Annotated in this window: 8 protein-coding genes and 5 pseudogenes; 8 read left to right on the forward strand and 5 right to left on the reverse strand. The window is 58.6% G+C overall.

The window, feature by feature from the left end; genetic code table 11:
* Positions 1 to 373: 373 nt before the first annotated feature.
* Positions 374 to 1,330: pseudogene (locus tag ACSOSP_RS41175) on the reverse strand (GlxA family transcriptional regulator).
* 97 nt (positions 1,331 to 1,427) lie between these two features.
* On the opposite strand from ACSOSP_RS41175, the gene ACSOSP_RS41180 reads away from it, so the two are divergent.
* A complete protein-coding gene (locus ACSOSP_RS41180) occupies positions 1,428 to 2,144 on the forward strand; it encodes a GNAT family N-acetyltransferase (protein WP_455315481.1) in 717 nt (238 codons plus the stop codon).
* 225 nt (positions 2,145 to 2,369) lie between these two features.
* Positions 2,370 to 3,074 (forward strand): IS6 family transposase, encoded by a 705-nt coding sequence (locus ACSOSP_RS41185; RefSeq protein WP_455315482.1) that lies wholly within the window; start codon positions 2,370 to 2,372, stop codon positions 3,072 to 3,074.
* Positions 3,075 to 3,136: 62 nt separating this feature from the next.
* On the opposite strand, the pseudogene ACSOSP_RS41190 reads toward ACSOSP_RS41185, so the two are convergent.
* A pseudogene (locus ACSOSP_RS41190) lies at positions 3,137 to 3,316 on the reverse strand (IS110 family transposase); the annotation flags it as partial.
* Between the two features lie 438 nt (positions 3,317 to 3,754).
* Positions 3,755 to 4,948 (reverse strand): tyrosine-type recombinase/integrase, encoded by a 1,194-nt coding sequence (locus ACSOSP_RS41195; RefSeq protein WP_455315483.1) that lies wholly within the window; start codon positions 4,946 to 4,948, stop codon positions 3,755 to 3,757.
* 455 nt (positions 4,949 to 5,403) lie between these two features.
* On the opposite strand from ACSOSP_RS41195, the gene ACSOSP_RS41200 reads away from it, so the two are divergent.
* Together ACSOSP_RS41200 and ACSOSP_RS41205 are read left to right on the forward strand one after the other, a co-directional pair.
* Positions 5,404 to 6,438 carry a DNA-binding protein gene (locus ACSOSP_RS41200; protein WP_455315484.1) on the forward strand — a complete coding sequence of 345 codons (1,035 nt, stop codon included), beginning with the start codon at positions 5,404 to 5,406 and terminating at the stop codon, positions 6,436 to 6,438.
* Between the two features lie 326 nt (positions 6,439 to 6,764).
* Entirely contained in the window at positions 6,765 to 8,750 is a 1,986-nt protein-coding gene (locus ACSOSP_RS41205) for an RNA-binding domain-containing protein (RefSeq protein ID WP_455315485.1), read from the forward strand.
* Positions 8,751 to 8,908: 158 nt separating this feature from the next.
* Here ACSOSP_RS41205 and ACSOSP_RS41210 read toward each other — a convergent pair.
* Positions 8,909 to 9,624, reverse strand: a pseudogene (locus ACSOSP_RS41210) (branched-chain amino acid ABC transporter substrate-binding protein); the annotation flags it as partial.
* Positions 9,625 to 10,357: 733 nt separating this feature from the next.
* Here ACSOSP_RS41210 and ACSOSP_RS41215 point away from each other — a divergent pair.
* Positions 10,358 to 10,489 (forward strand): annotated as a pseudogene (locus ACSOSP_RS41215) (IS1096 element passenger TnpR family protein); the annotation flags it as partial.
* A gap of 104 nt (positions 10,490 to 10,593) precedes the next feature.
* On the opposite strand, the pseudogene ACSOSP_RS41220 reads toward ACSOSP_RS41215, so the two are convergent.
* A pseudogene (locus tag ACSOSP_RS41220) lies at positions 10,594 to 10,964 on the reverse strand (IS110 family transposase); the annotation flags it as partial.
* 540 nt (positions 10,965 to 11,504) lie between these two features.
* Here ACSOSP_RS41220 and ACSOSP_RS41225 point away from each other — a divergent pair.
* The 3 genes from ACSOSP_RS41225 (at position 11,505) to ACSOSP_RS41235 (ending at position 15,249) form a co-directional block, all read left to right on the forward strand.
* Entirely contained in the window at positions 11,505 to 11,651 is a 147-nt protein-coding gene (locus ACSOSP_RS41225; protein ID WP_455315650.1) for a hypothetical protein, read from the forward strand.
* Between the two features lie 87 nt (positions 11,652 to 11,738).
* A complete protein-coding gene (locus tag ACSOSP_RS41230; protein WP_455315486.1) occupies positions 11,739 to 13,112 on the forward strand; it encodes a M14 family metallopeptidase in 1,374 nt (457 codons plus the stop codon).
* A gap of 712 nt (positions 13,113 to 13,824) precedes the next feature.
* Complete coding sequence (locus ACSOSP_RS41235; protein WP_455315487.1) at positions 13,825 to 15,249, forward strand: pepsin-like aspartic protease; 1,425 nt, start codon at positions 13,825 to 13,827, stop codon at positions 15,247 to 15,249.
* The last annotated feature ends 395 nt before the right edge of the window (positions 15,250 to 15,644 follow it).

Here is a 15,644-nt window from a genome sequence, read left to right on the forward strand (position 1 = left end):
TGTGGTCGGCAGGTTCTCGGGGCCAGAGCCGACGTTCGCGTGTCGACACTGATATGCCCGCTCACTGCAGTACAGCGGTCGCTCGACAGCTGCAACGGCGAACGGCCCGCTGATAACATCAACGAACAGGCACTTGCGACCCACTTCCGCTGTCCGACCCGGCGCCATATCAACCTCAGCTTCCGAGGCTAGAAAAGCCGCTCATACTGTTGCCATCGATCGATGGACTACATCGCATGCGCCGCCATTCATACGCACGAAGCGGTACAAGACCACCGACCACGAAATTGTTAGTCGTCGATTCACGACTGACGCCAAGAAAGTTCCTGGATCGTGTCGCCCACTTCTCCATATAGATTTGGATTCTTATCTGTCAGGTTGATCGGAGTTCGCGCACCCCTCGACCAAGTCTCCGACGAAGCAGCGTTCGCAGCGTTGTGCCGTCTGCGTAGCCTACTTCTGCGGCGATTGAATCCACATCCATCGTGCTCGTTTCGATGCCTGGCACGCTCGACCCGCCGATCCTGAAAATAGGACAAGGGGGATTGGCCGAGCACAGCTTCGGCACGCCTTTGTAGCGTCCTCGGAGTCGTTGCGAGATCATGGGCGGCCTCCTGCAGCGAGAACCCGCTGGCCAGGTTCGCGCGTGTCCATCGCTCGAATCGTTCAATGAGCGGATCGCTATGCGCGAGGTGATCGGGAATGATATAGGGCGCCTGAGATACCCGCCCGTCGACCAACATGTACCGCGCCACAAGCGAGGCCAATTCCGGGCTCGCTTGCCGGATCAGCCAGAGGACGAGATCGAGATTCCCCATCGCCGCGCCAGCGGTCACGAACGGTCCCGAAGGGACGAGCATGCGGTCCTTGTCGAGGCGAACCTTGGGGTAGCGGCTTCGGAATAGTGGGCTGAGCCACCATGTTGTCGTCGCCTCCTGCCCGTCGAGCAGCCCCGATTCGCAAGGATGAATGTGCCGATGCAAGCGGCGGCGATGCGCGCGCCTTGTCCTTGCCAATGACGCAACTGCGTGCAGGCATCCCGTACCGCCGGGCGCTCGAGACATTTCACCAAAACGTCAGGCGTTCCGGCACTGATCGCAGGCACCACGATCCAATCGGGCAGTGGCATGGTGCGAGCCTTTTTCGCGGCGACGCTCATGCCAAGCCCCGTCTTGATCCGCGTTCGCAGACCGACCAACTCGACGTCGAAAGGCGACGGCTCGCCGGGACGTGTAACCGCGGACAGCGCATTCGCCATTCTGAGGGCATCGAGCACCACGCACATGCCCGTATCGAACGCGCCATCGAGAGGAAATACGCGGATATGCATGGCGTAAATGACTCGAAAAATGTCATTTACGATACTACTTTCCCGGGAGGTTTAAGTCTATTCTGCGCAATAGAAAACTTTAAAGCAGGAGCGGTCAATGTTTGTAGCGGCGGCAAGGAAAGATATAAACGGCGTGCACCCACTTGACCAGGTCGTATGGAACGCGCTCATCAGTAAGCAGAGTCGCTTTGCACTCGGGGATGACCAGGCACTGCGGTTTCCGACGGCCATCGCGCGCTTTGGTGCCATGGCCGATACCGGTCCGGCATCCTTCGAAGCCTTGCGTGGGCTGATCGAGGCGCAGGGTCCGATCGCTTTGGTCACGCCGGGCGAGGTCCTGCCACCGGCCGGGTTCTCCGTGATCAGGCATACAACGCTGCTTCAAATGATCTGGCAAGGCAAGGTCGACCCAACAAGTACATGGGAGCACGTCAGGCTCGCCGAGAGCGATGTGCCAGAGATGCTCACTCTGACCACCGCAACGCAGCCCGGCCCCTTTGGTCCGCGCACCATCGAACTCGGCGACTATCTTGGCGTGCGCAGGCAGGGCAGACTGGCCGCAATGGCAGGCGAGCGCATGAGGCTCGACGGATATACTGAAATCAGTGCTGTCTGTGTGGACGCCGCGTTTCGGGGGCAGGGTCACGCGGCTGGCCTGATGAAGCTGCTGATCGCAACCATCCTCGCGCGCTCCGAGACACCCTTCCTGCACGTTTTCACATCGAACCACCCTGCCATAGCACTGTACCGGACATTGGGCTTTGTCGAACGGCGTGAAATGCATCTCACGGTGCTCGGAGAAACGAAAGCATAGCCGGACGGCAGCTGCGGAGGGTGGCATTCCACCGACATTGCGACCACCGAAAACCAGGATCGACGTCAGGTGTCTCCTGCGAAACGGCCACTCAAATCCGAAGGAAAACGAAGGAAGATGGCCGATGGCTGTCTCATGCTCGGCGTGCGAGAGCAGTTTCGATCGGTTCTGTCGCAGTAAGCCGATCTGCTATGGTGGTCGGTCCTGAGACGAGCGATGTAACGAATGATCAAGACCCCGAACGCCACTGTGAGCAAGGCGCTAAAACGGCTGCATTACCCGCTGGATATAATGCTGACATGCGTACGTTGGTACGTCGCCTATCCGTTGAGTTTGCGTCATCTGGAAGAAATGATGTCCGAGCGCGCAGTCTCGGTCGATCATTCGACGGTGCACCGGTGGGCTATCAAGCTGCTGCCTGCGCTCGGTAAGGCATTCGGTCCGCGCAAGAATAATGTCGGTCGAAGTTGGCGAATGGATGAGACCTACATCAAGGTCAAGGGCGAATGGAAGTACCTGTACCGAGCCGTCGATAAGACCGGTGACACGGTTGACTTCCTGTTCCGCGCCAAGCGGGACAAGGCTGCGGCCCGGCGCTATTTTGAAAAAGCTATCGCTGGAAACGGCGTACCGGAGACGGTGACGATCGACAAGAGCGGGGCGAATCTCGCAGGGCTAAATGCGATCAATGCTGATCGCGAAGTGCCGATCAAAATTCGACAATCGAAGTATCTGAACAACGTTGTGGAACAGGACCATCGAGCGATCAAACGCATCGTACGACCAATGCTAGGATTCAAGAGCTTTCGTTGCGCCCGCATCATTTTAGGCGGCATCGAACTCATGCACATGATAGCGAAGGGACAGATCAAAAATGACGACGGACGGCATCGTTCCGTCGCCGAGCAATTCTACAATCTTGCAAAATAAGCATCCCTATCGGTTCGGTTCCGACCTTCCCTGATTTCCTTACCGCGACAGAACCGAGACGCTCTGATTTGATTGATTTGTCCGGTCCGTTCTCGGATCAAGCGGTCGCGGGCGCGATGAAGGGCCTGAAGATCGAGTTCCTCGGCCGACTTCACGCGAGAGAATCTCATGTGGCCTCGAACAGCAGCCTCGGCGATGGCCTCAGCGTCGTTGAAGTCGTTCTTTTTTGACTTGCGAAACGGCGCAGTCAAACTGCGCCGGAACAAGCCTCACTTCGTGACCAAGCGCCTGCATCTTTGTTGCCAAAAATTGCGTCCCACCGCACGGCTCCATCGCAATCAAGCAACGCTCCTGTTGTGCGACATATTCCAAAAGAGCCTCGCGCCGTAATTTGCGACGATCGGTCTGCTGCCCCCTCGAATTCATCACGGCCACATGGAACCAGTTCTTGCCGGCGTCGATGCCGATAACTTGGGAGTTGGCGAAGTTAATGGTGGCGACCTCTCATTCGGAATTCGGGCTTCCAGTATCCGCCCGAAGAAAAGTAGGTGGACCATCCCAGTAAGTCCGTTTCTTGAATGGCACCCCGACTTGAAGCATTCCGTGCGCTCAGCATCGGCTGATCGATACCTACCAGTCGCGGACCTGCTTATGCCGAGCTTCGATTGCTAGTCATCTTGCTACCAGTTGAGTCTCAGTCCCGCCTCTGTTGCACGGTGCCGATCATCGTCGTCTGCATGCAGGTACTGGCTGGTCGTTGAGATCGATTCATGCCCCAGGTTGTCACGCACGTATCGGAGGTCAACTTGCCCATCCATCATGTGCGAGCCCGCTGTGTGCCGCAGCCAATGGGCCGACGCTTGACGCAACCGTTCTGTTGCGCGCTCATGCGCTTCCCCCGTTGACTGTAGATGGTCGATCGCGTTGTCGAACACCTGTTTAATGATTAGGTGCAGACCACCGCGGGTCAGCGGCCGGTGTGTCCCACCGATCGGCAACAGCAGAGGCGTCGGTTCACCACCATAGGGGAGGGCAGCGAGATTGTAGTGTCGGCGATAGCGCGCAAGCTCCGCCATGAGTTCGGTTGTCGCTGGAATCAAGCGCTCCTTGTCACCCTTGCCGATAATCGCCAGCCACCATCGGTCCTGGCCGTCGCGGTCGCGGCGCCTAAAAAAACCGCCCATCGGATTGCTCACGACTTCCGAGATACGCAGACCCATCAGATACAAGAGCGAGATCAGCCAGCGCACGCGTGCGTAGTGCTCCTGCTCCCGTGCGGTGTCACGGGGCATCGCGTCGATTGAGGTTTTGACGGCCTGCCAGAGATGGTCCTCGAGGAAGCGCGTCACCCGTGGCTTGGCCTTGCGTGCGCGTTGACGCGACAGAGACAGTGGATTTCCGGCCAAGTAGCCCGCGTTGACCAGCCAAGCGAAGAGCGTATTCAGAATCACAAACGCCTGTCGCTCGCTCGCGGGGGAGAGTGGGCCCGCGAACGGCCGCCAGGATGGGTCCGCACGGGCCACCTTGCGACCAGTCATGACCCAGCGTTGCGCCGGTTGCGGGTCCGACAGAAACCGCCGATAGACGAGTAGGTCTTCGTGTGTGAGCGAGGAGAGCGGCTTGCGGAGTTCGGTGATTGACCATAGCAGCAGGCGTTCGGACTCCTTGCGATAGGTGTCGAAAGTCGCCTTGGTCTCGACGAAGCGCGCGAGCCACGCCTTGATGGCGTCGACATCGTTCTGTGCGGCGATCTGGGATCGGGCGCCAAGCGCGCGATTCGTACCGAGGCCACCGTCGAGCTCGGGCGGCAGAGATAACTGCTCAAGCGGCATCAGGGTGCCGTCGGACACGCGAAGGGGCTCAGGAAGCGGCATGGTGGGGTGAGACGTTGGTTTAAGTAATTTTGTTCCCGTCAGGTAGTGGCAAGTTGGCGGCAACGTCAATCATTGGGAACAAAATTGCTTTAAAAAGTTTCAACCAAAATTGTTCCTTCGGCCGACACCTTAAGCAATTTTGTAGGGTTGCCGGCGTCGGGGATCATCCTTGCCTGGTTAGTGCCCATCACTGTTCCGGCGGTGCTAACCCGCGGTCAAGCCCAACACCGCTGCCGGGTGCATCAGCACGACGATTTCGGCAAAGGGGCTGGGAACAAAATGACTTTAAGAATGGATACAAATTTGCTTCAACCAACGAGAGGCGCGCTCACTTCACACAATTCATCATTTTACTCGACATTATAGTCATAATGTCTAAATTAAGTGTTTAATCTATAGATAATTAACGTTATACGTTATATTATTAACTTATCTATTCTCTGGAAAAGCTCGCCGTGGATGCCTCACTCGCCTTGGAGGCGCAGCTACATGCGGAAATTGAGCAACTGCGCGCGCAGTTTCCGCGCACGCAGGAGCTGTACCGCGAGGTCTGCGTGCTATTGTTTTTCCGGCACGGCATTGCGCCGACCGCCAACCGGCTCTATCAACTGGTGAAGAAGGGCAGCATGAACGCGCCGGCCGAGGCGCTGGCGCGCTTTTGGGCGACCCTGCGTGAAAAGAGCCGGGTGCGCATCGAACATCCCGACCTGCCGGTGGAACTGCAGTCCGCGACGGGCGAGCTGGCGGCCGCGCTCTGGACGCGGGCGGTCGATATGGCGCAAGACCAGCTGGCCACCGCGCAGCTCGAGGCACAACGCTCGGTCGCCGATGCGCAGGCTCAGCAGACTCGGGCCGAGGCCGAACGCGATCAACTGCGTCAGGAACTGACAGGCAGTGCGACCGCGCTGGACGCAGCGCACACCCGCATCACAGAACTGGACCAGGCGCTGGCGATCTCCGTCGCCGCGGGGTCGACGCTGCAGGAGCAGGTGCGACTGGCGCAACAGGGCGAGCAGAAGTTGCAGCGCGCGCTCGAAACCGCCCGACATAGTTTTGGTTCCGAATTGGACAAGCAGCGTGCCGACGGCGCGCAGGCGCTCGAGCGGCTCAAAGCCGCCGAAACCCGGGCGCTACTGGAAATCGACCGCGAGCGGCAAGCAGCCGCGCGCGTGCAGAAGGAGCTGGACGCGGCTGCCCGTAAAGTGGAGCAGGCCAACATCCGGCATCGAGACGACGTGCAGAAGTTTCAGGGCCAACTCGGAGATCTGCGTCAGCAGGTCGGTGTACTGGAGGGTAATCTGGAGGCGCTCCGCACCGCCAACACGCGTTATATCGACGAAGCGGCGCAGGCGCGTGAGCAGCGAGACCAAATGGCGTTGTCACTGACGAATGCCGGGGCAAAGCGGCAGGCCCGGGCAGTGAAGCCGGCAACAGGCGCACGCCAAGGCAGTGCACCGGGACGCAAATCTTCGCGCGCGCCAAAATCGTGATTGCATCGTTTTCGAGGATCGGCTGGAGTTCTGACCGTCCGGCACAGTTGATCAATATCCATGACCATGTCGTGCAGTTGTCAGGTTGAAGGATTATAACGCTGACGCGATGCCCGTTGGTCGCGTCGTCCGCCTGCGACCGCGATCATCGGCGTGCACCGGCTTCGGTGGATCTGGCGCAGCGACGGATTGACCCCCGACGGGGCAATGGGCCACTCAACCCGGGCGGGTTGCTCACACTGGCGGCAGGGTGGGAGTCTGCATGGCGGCAACGCCCGCGCACGGTGCCGTTAGAATGATGGGCACACCGATAACTTCATGCGACCGTGACCGACTACACGTACGAAGACCTGCTGGCCTTGGGCGAAAGCCTTGACATTGAATTCAAGAAGGCTACCGGCCGGGACGGGCGCGGGGAAATTCCCAAAGAACTGTGGCCGACATACAGCGCGATGGCCAACACCGAAGGTGGCGAGATTTTCCTCGGCGTAGAGGAACTGCCTACCGGTGAAATCAGGCTGCATGACTTGATGAACGCTGCCGCCATGCGACAGGACGTGTTCAATCTGGCAAACAACCGGCAGAAAATCAGTGCCAATCTGCTGCGGGATGATGATGTGCAGGTCGTACGCGTCAACGATTGCTCGCTGCTGAAGGTCAGGATCCCGCGCGCTTCGCGCCGACAACGTCCGATCTACGTCGGTGAGAACCCGCTACGGGGCACGTATGAAAGGCGCAACGAAGGCGACTATCTGCTGGGCGAGGACAAGGTCCGGCAACTGCTGGCCGAGCAAAGCGACATGCCACGTGACGCAATGGTGCTGTCGCACTATGGCATCGACGATCTCGACTTGGAGTCCGTGACCGCATACCGGCAGATCTTTGCTAGCCGCGCGCCAACCCACCCGTTCATTGCGCAGTCCATGCCGGAGTTCCTCCGCTCCATCCAGGCCTGGAAGAAGGAACGGGAGTCTGGCCAGGAAGGCTTAACCGTCGCGGGCCTGCTCATGTTCGGCAAACTGAACTCCATCCTCGATGCGGTGCCGACTTACATCGTCGATTACCAAGAACGCCCGGAAGCACGCACTGAGGCGCGCTGGATTGACCGTCTCACCACGGACGGTTCGTGGTCCGGTAACCTCTTTGATTTTTACCGTCGAGTGCTTGCGAAACTGATTACGGACCTGAAGGCTCCCTTCCAGCTCAAAGGGATGGTCAGGCAGGGCGTGACGCCGGTACACGAAGCGCTGCAGGAAGCCCTGGTGAACGCGATCGTGCACTCCGACTTCTCCGGACGTGTGTCGATCCTTGTCGTGAAGCGTCCCGACATGTATGGCTTCCGGAATCCTGGCCTGATGCGGGTGCCGATTGAACAGGCAATCCGCGGTGGCGACAGCGACTGCCGCAACCGACTGATCCAGAAGATGTTTCAGTTTGTGGGCGCGGGTGACCAGGCCGGGTCAGGCGTTCCGCGTATCTTTGGCGTGTGGAAGGATCAGTCATGGCGTTCGCCGGTGGTTCACGAGAAACGCGACCCCGAGCAGACTCTCTTCGAGTTGCGCATGGCAAGCCTCCTGCCGGCGGAGGTGGTGGCCGAACTGGAGCAGGAACACGGCAGCATGTTCGAACAGCTGACGGCCCTGGAAAAACTGATTGTCGTGACGGCCGCAGTCGAGGGCTATGTCGATCACAAACGTGTGCGGGAAATCACCGACGAGCACCCGGCCGACATCACGAAGACACTCAGCAGGCTGTCGCGCGAAGGACTGATCGGGCAGTCCGGTCACGGGCGCGGGACGATCTATTTCAGTCGGGATCTGGCTTCTCTGGCCCATGAAGTGGACCGGCTGGCCGGGGCATTCGAACCGATCGGCGATGGGATCCGGCGTCTGCCGCCCACAGTAACGTCAGGTGGGGAAGGATCCAAACCTCTGGACCTGAGGTCTGGAGGTTTGGCCGGGAGCTCCAGAGGTTTGCGGGAAAGGTTGGGAGACTTGCCGCCGGAGGCCGAGATAATCGCAGGAGCTCGTAAACTGCTTGCGCAGCGCTTTCCGGACGGCGTGCCCCGGAAAATGAAGCCCGAGGCCGTTCGACACTTGATCCTGGAGCTGTGCGCAACGCAGGCACTAAGCGTCAAGGAACTGGCAACCCTGCTTGACCGTGCCCCCGATTTCATCCGGGCCCAGCACATTCGTCCGCTGGTCACGCTGGGGGTGTTGGCTCCCCAGTTTGCCGATCGACCGAACCACCCGAATCAGCGATATCAGACGAGATTCGGCGGCGACATTCCAAAATCCCAAGAACTTGCCTAGCCGAGCGTGAACACTTCTGCACGGTCGCATCCTGCAACGCGTTACTGACCCGGGCATTACCCACCGTCCGCAAAAAGGCCTCTTCCGACGCCATCGGGGTGCCGCCAAGATTCGGATTTTACGTACGCCGGAGGCCTAGAAAGCCAGTCCCATAAGGCTCGCATTTGCTTGGCCATCGGCGCGCCTTGGGACGCATACCCGCCGAAGAAGATGACATCGGGATTCTTGGACTTGATGCTCGTAAGAATCCCAAGGAAGTCAGTTGCCGACGAATTCGTGAATTGCTGGTCGACGATTTCTATTCCGTTTGCCTTCGCCTCTTTCACGAACTGCTCGGCCACACCTTGCCCATATGCTGTGCGGTCATCGATAACCGCGGCGGTCTTTGCCTTCAGCGTCTTGGCTGCAAATCGGCCCATCGTTCCGCCCAGTTGCTCATCGCTCGCTCCGATACGGAAGATGGACTTGAAGCCTTGCTTCGTCGGAGCTGGATGGAGGCAACCGGCAGAATAGGTACGCCGGCAGCGTTATACACGCGCGATGTCGGAATGGCCACGCCGGAGTTGTACGGGCCGAGCACAGCAAAAACGCCGCTGTCAACAAGCTTCTGGGCGGTTTGAACGCCGATTTTCGGGTCTGCCTGGTCGTCTTCGGAGTCCAGTTTGAACGTCACTTTTTGCCCGGCAACCGTGACACCGCTCTTGTTCAGTTCGTCGATGGCAAGGCGAGCGCCATTCTCGTTGTCCTTCCCGTTCGGCGCTTGCGGCCCTGTGAGCGGGGCCGAGTACCCGATGGTTACGACTGTTTGTGCGTTAGCGGATGCGTTGAAACCGGCGGCTGTTAGGACAGCCATTGTTATAGCGAGTCGGCGCATGAAGTCTCCAAGGATTGGACCAGTGATCGGCCAGACTAGTCGCGCTGGGGATCGCGCTGGGCGCATTGCTTTGCGCTTCGATCGTACATGCGCCTGGCGCATCGTCGGATTGGGCTGCCTGGGTGCAGGCCATCGGCTCGATCGCGGCAATCATCGGTGCGTTTGCGTTTGCGAACCAGCAGGCAATCGACGCCACAAAACAGACGCACGAGGCAATGGCTTCGCGAACGAGACATTTGCGGCTCGTTCTCAAGAAGATTTTCGCCGCGACAATGGAACAGATCGAAAACATCAGGGAGATGTGCAGCATGGAGCCGGAGAGGTTCGCACTATCCAACCGGCATCCGGTCCATACGTTACCCGAGCTCGCATGAACGCGTTGTTGGGTCGCGCAGCGGCAGCGCAACCGGGGGGGGGCGTTGGGCGAGAAACGGAGGTGCCAGATGAGCGGGCGGCATGACTGGTTCGGGTTGGTGCACTTGTCTCGCTCATCGCGCACGAGCCAAGGTGGAGGGCGTGCCCGGTGGTGAATCGGGCCCGGCGGGACTGGCCTCGCGCTTGCCAGCTTGTGGCGGTGCTTGATGTCGTCGTAGCCAAGCAAGAGATACTCCACGACGATTAGCATGGCGATATAAATATGAAACATTTGCGACTCCTTTTAGGAGACCGCGCCAAAGCTGGGGCGACATCGGGGCGCAGCGAATATGGCCGATAGGAAGTTTGCAGTCGGTCAATGGACTCCGACCCACCTTCGGTCCTCCAGTTGCGAATCAGTCTGTGCGGCGTCAGCGCGCCGGTCTGGCGACGACTCCTGATTCCCGAGCAGGTCACGATTGCGCAACTGCATCGTGTGATGCCACTCGCCATGGGCTGGAACGACGAACACTTGCACCAGTTCATCATCGGTGGACATCGTGACGGCGTGTTCCAGTTCTTCGACGGCCCGGACACTCTGTCGTTGGCCGCGTTTCGATGTAAGACCGAGAGTGTCTGTTGCGATTCCGTTCTCGGCGTCACGAACCGCATTGTTGGTCGTGACGCGACTTCGCAGATGGCTTCGGCATCGACAAAGTCATTCTTGTTTGACTTGACGAATCGCCGGACGAACTGCGGCGAGATCAGCTTGACCATATGCTCGAATGTGGCCAGTGTGCGAGCCATATGATGTGAGCCGGCGCAGGCCTCCATGACGACGGTAGAGACATGGAACGTTGCGAAGAATTCGATCAGTTTCCTGCAGCTCAGCTTTTTGCGAAATAGGGTTCGGCCTTTTCTATCCTGACCGTGCAAGTAAAACTACGCTTGCCCAGATCGATACCAACCAGCGTCGTGTCGTCCATTATGGTCTCCGGTTCAGGGTGAACGCTGCCAGCGTAACTCGCTCGGTGAGGCGCGGCGGACTATCCCATCAGTTGTGTCTTTCGGCCCAGTTCGGTTGCTCGCCCGTGTGAGGTTGTTGGGTTCAGGTGTTGTGATTCACAGGTTTGGTTTTCTGCCAGGCGAGACAAAATACTGCTTGAAAAGACGTTCGAATTCGCGCAATCCCTCGTCCGTGAGGATCACCGACTCAATGGGTTTTGGCGTTCCGGCCTTATCTGGCCGCGCGAAGCCGGAATTCTTGCGATGCAGCATCGATAGACACAACTTTGCCTTTGTGAGCGGAAATGGTTCGCGCAAACTGATCTATGGTGCTTCGGGCTCAAACGATGCATGGTACGAAACGCTTACGCTTAACGTTTCCGTCGCAGAAACGTGTTCATCCCTTCGTGCACCAAACCGCATAGTAGGCTCTGCTCTATCTGTCGTTCTCTGAAAATTCACTATCTTTAATAATTCAGGACAGTCCTTTCACTTTCCCGGAACCGATACTGGTAGCGACGATGCCAAAAGACAATGCACCGCAGATCGGGCTCGCGCTTCAAGGCGGCGCGCATGCAGCGCTTACGTGGGGTGTGCTCGATCGTCTGCTCGATGAGGTCGAGCAGGGAGGCTCGTCAGCACTTTCAGGAGATAAGCGCGAAAGATAAAGCGGTGCGCCGTATTGCAATTGAAATAATCGACTCGCTCGCCGTTCTGGATACGAAGGTCCGGCCATGTGCCAAAGGAGAATCGACATGTCTCTATATCACGCTCGCGTCACAGGAAAAGATTTCGCTGCATTGGCAGATCTCGTAACGAAGTACAAGATCACGGTCGCACGCCACACGATCGAAAAGGTTGCGGACGGCTACAGTGTCGACGCGCACATAACCGATGAGCAGACCACGGCGCTTACGGCGGCGGGCTATAAGGTCCAGCAGTTGGAGGACGCGGACGCACAAGGTAAGGTGCGGCAGTCGGAGGTGCGCGCACGGACGGCGGCGCCGCACACGGCCAATGCATTGTCGGTGGCGGCGGCCGCGGCGTATCTCGATGTCGAACAGGTGGAAGCCGCGCTCGCTGCCGAGAGCGCCGCGCCCAACGACAGCTTCACGCAACTGATCAAGCTGCCTCATCCGACTTGGGAAAAGCGCATCTGTCACGCGCTGAAGATCGCAAAAGGCAGCGGCGTGCAGCGTCCCGGCATCTATTTTCTGGGCGGCGTGCATGCACGCGAATGGGGAAGCCCAGACATCTTGATTCATTTCGTGCAACTGCTTACGAATGCGTATCGAACAAACACGCCGGTCACGATCGGCACCCGCACATTCGACGCGGCGGATATCAAGAACGTTATCGAAACTAAAGACCTTTTTGTGTTTCCACAAGCCAATCCTGATGGACGACATTACAGCATGACTGCGGAGTCGATGTGGCGCAAGAACCGGCGGCCCGCGCCTGCGGGGCATACGGAGCCGCAATGTTGCGGCGTGGATATCAATCGCAACTACAATTTCTTGTGGAATTTCCCGCAATACTTCGATCCGGAGTGTCCCATTCAGAATTCCACTGATCCTTGCGACTACCAGGTTTATATTGGACCGTCGGCCGAGTCGGAGCCGGAGACGAAAAACGCTGTGTGGATGTTCGATACGTTTCCGCACATCCAGTATTTCGTCGATCTGCACAGCTTTTCGGAAGACATCCTGTACAACTGGGGTGATGACGAGGACCAGAGCAGTCATCCCGACATGAACTTCCAGAACCCCGCGTACGATGGCAAACGCGGTATCGCGAACGACCAAGCGTATCGCGAGTATATCGAAGCGGAGGACAAGAAAATCGCGGTCGGACTTGCCAATGAAATGCGCGACGCGATCAAGGCGTCGCGCGGACGCGTGTACAAGACCGAGCAGTCGATGAGCCTCTATCCGACGGCGGGCACGTCCGACGACTACGCGTACAGCCGCCACATCATCGATGCAAAGAAGGCGAAAGTGTTCTCTTATACGATCGAGTGGGGGAGCAAGCACAATTCGACGCCGTTTCATCCTGTGTATACGGAGATGAAGCAGATCATCGATGAGGTCACCTCCGGGCTGCTGGCGTTTTGTATTGCGGCGAAGTGAGAGTGCTGGTTCAAAGCTCTTCGAGCAGCACGACGCGGTGGCGCGTGCCTTTGAGCCGGTATACCCGGCCTCCTGATACGCGCGGTAGTGGTACTCACGCGCGCGCCAGGTCGAGCGATCGAAAGTTGATTATCACCGTCGCTTCGGGTGGGTCGCCTTCCAGCACGTGATGCGCTCCAGAGGCGCAGAATGAGCGCGGGAAAAAGCTGGGGAGGCTCCCACTGAGAGCCACGTGGAGTATTCGAATGAAACGGACTTCCCCGTCCCGAGGCTGCGGCGGAAGCCGCGATTCGGCATCAAAGTGCCATGATGGAGTGTCGAGCCTTCATCAACGCCAGCAGGAGGGGAAGTAGGAGGAGAAGTCCATGTCCATAGTCACTGTCGGAATCGATCTTGCCTCGGATGTGTTGCCATCCATGGTGTGGATGAAACCGGCAAGGCCGTACTGGTCAGGGCGAAGGAGGCCATAATCACCAGTTTTATCCAGAGACCATAGCGGAATGGTCGGCAGACAGATTCGAGTCGCCACTCGCCTTTTTAAAGGGCAAAAACGAACGAGTCTTTGCCTTCACCGGAATCCGGATGACGGTATGGGGTTCGGGCTATGCACTTTGCGTAGCCCGTCAGCGGCGAAGGATCGCGCGATTGGTTGATCGGGCTTGTAGATCGCCCGGCATCTCGAATCAAAACACTTTCGACTGAGGAGCAAGATATGGAAACTACCGCAATTTCGGCACCTGCAATCTCCGATCTGGCGAATGGAGCCATCGACATCGCCGAGACTCACAAGGCCCGAGTCATCGCCAAGGCCAAGGCGAGACGCATCGCCCGCGGCGACGCCGAAGCCCACCGGCTGCGCGGCATCGCCCGCCTGCAGGCGGCCACAAAAGGAGCTCCCACGAAGATTCTGCGCCTGGAGATTACCAACGTGTTGAGCGGCAACGACTACTCGGCCCGGCTCGCGATAGGCAGCAAGGGTGCGGTGGCCAACGTCATCCTCGACACCGGCAGTAGTACGCTGGCGGTCGAACCTTCGGTCTACAGCGGTGTTGGCGACAAGGATCTCAAGCCCACCACGCTGCTTCAGTTGATCACTTACGGCACCGGTGGCTGGGCCGGGCCAATGGTCGACACCACGCTCGCTTTTGGGGCGGACGCCGCCCAGGTGGTGCTGCCCAACTGTCCCATCGCCATCACTACAGTGCAAGAAAGCGGCAACTTCCAAGGGGTGACCGGTATCATGGGGCTGGCCTACAACGGCCTGAACAGTGCCTTCGACTTTAGTGCCTACCTGGCCACCCAGGGCAAGGAATCGACGTTCCCGTGGCCGTTTGGCAAGGTCTGGAGCAACTTCCTCGCCGGCTTTCGCGGGCTGATGCAACGGGCCCGAGCGAGCGGCGTTGAAGTAAAACCCTATTTCGACCAGTTGGAGGAGAGCGGCGTGGTGGCGAACAAGTTCGCCTTCTACACCCTGCGTTCCTGGGTCAGCATGCGCCTCGGCACCACCGTGGAGGCTGTCTCCGCTGATCCGCTCAACAAGGGCTTTTTCATCCTAGGCGGCGGCGAAGAGCAGCACGACCTCTACACAGGCGATTTCGTCGCCGTGAACGTGCTGCATGATCTCTACTACAACACCAACCTGAAGTCGGTGCGCGTGGATGGCTGCCCCGCGCATCAGGCCGCGCTACTGCAGTCGGAATACAAAGCCACGTCGATCTCCAACTCGATCGTCGACAGTGGCACCAGCGATCTATCACTGGCTCAGGACGTGTACGACGCGATCCTGCAAGGACTGGAGCAGCGCAACCCTGCGTTCACGCAGGCCATTCAAGCGGCGGCCGACAGCCGCGACGGCGTGCCATCTGCATCGCTGGACCTTGCGAAGTGGCCAATCATCTATTTCACGCTGGAGGGTGAGAACGGCGAGGACGTCGAACTCGCTTGCATGCCGCAAACCTATTGGCAGGCCGACTTCCCGGCGAAGGGCCGGGCGGCCTTCCAAATTGGCGGGCCGCTCGACACGGCTAACCAATCCATCCTCGGACTGCCGTTAATGAACAACTATTACACCGTCTTCGACCGCACTCAGGACGTCAACGGAGTTATCCGCTTTGCCAAGATCAAGGCCCTGGCCTAAGGCGCCCATCCACCGCCGGTCTTCGCTAGAAGCTGGCGGATTTCACCGAGTATGTGCGGCCTTTCGTGAAGAGCAATAAGAACGGCTCTGTCAAGTTAGCGGGCGTAGGCTACCTGTAGATCAAAAGTAGTTGTCCTTATCAGATAACTTTCTCTGCTGTGGCAGTGACAGTCCAACCATGCCATGTGGGGGTCCCCTTGATTTCGTTGCATTTTACGGGGATAGCAGCGCCTAGGCGCCATGCGGCTTTGCGAAACGGCCTTATTAAAAAATCTCATTAAATCAAGCGCTTCCTGTCTGGTCTCTTTCCGGCAGCGGGAACGCCTTCATGGCTACGACTCGAAGCGAGGGGTATGGCGAGTTACGGAGCACAAAATCCGGTCAAGCATTTCAGC

The sequence above is a fragment of the Caballeronia sp. KNU42 genome, assembly GCF_053760385.1.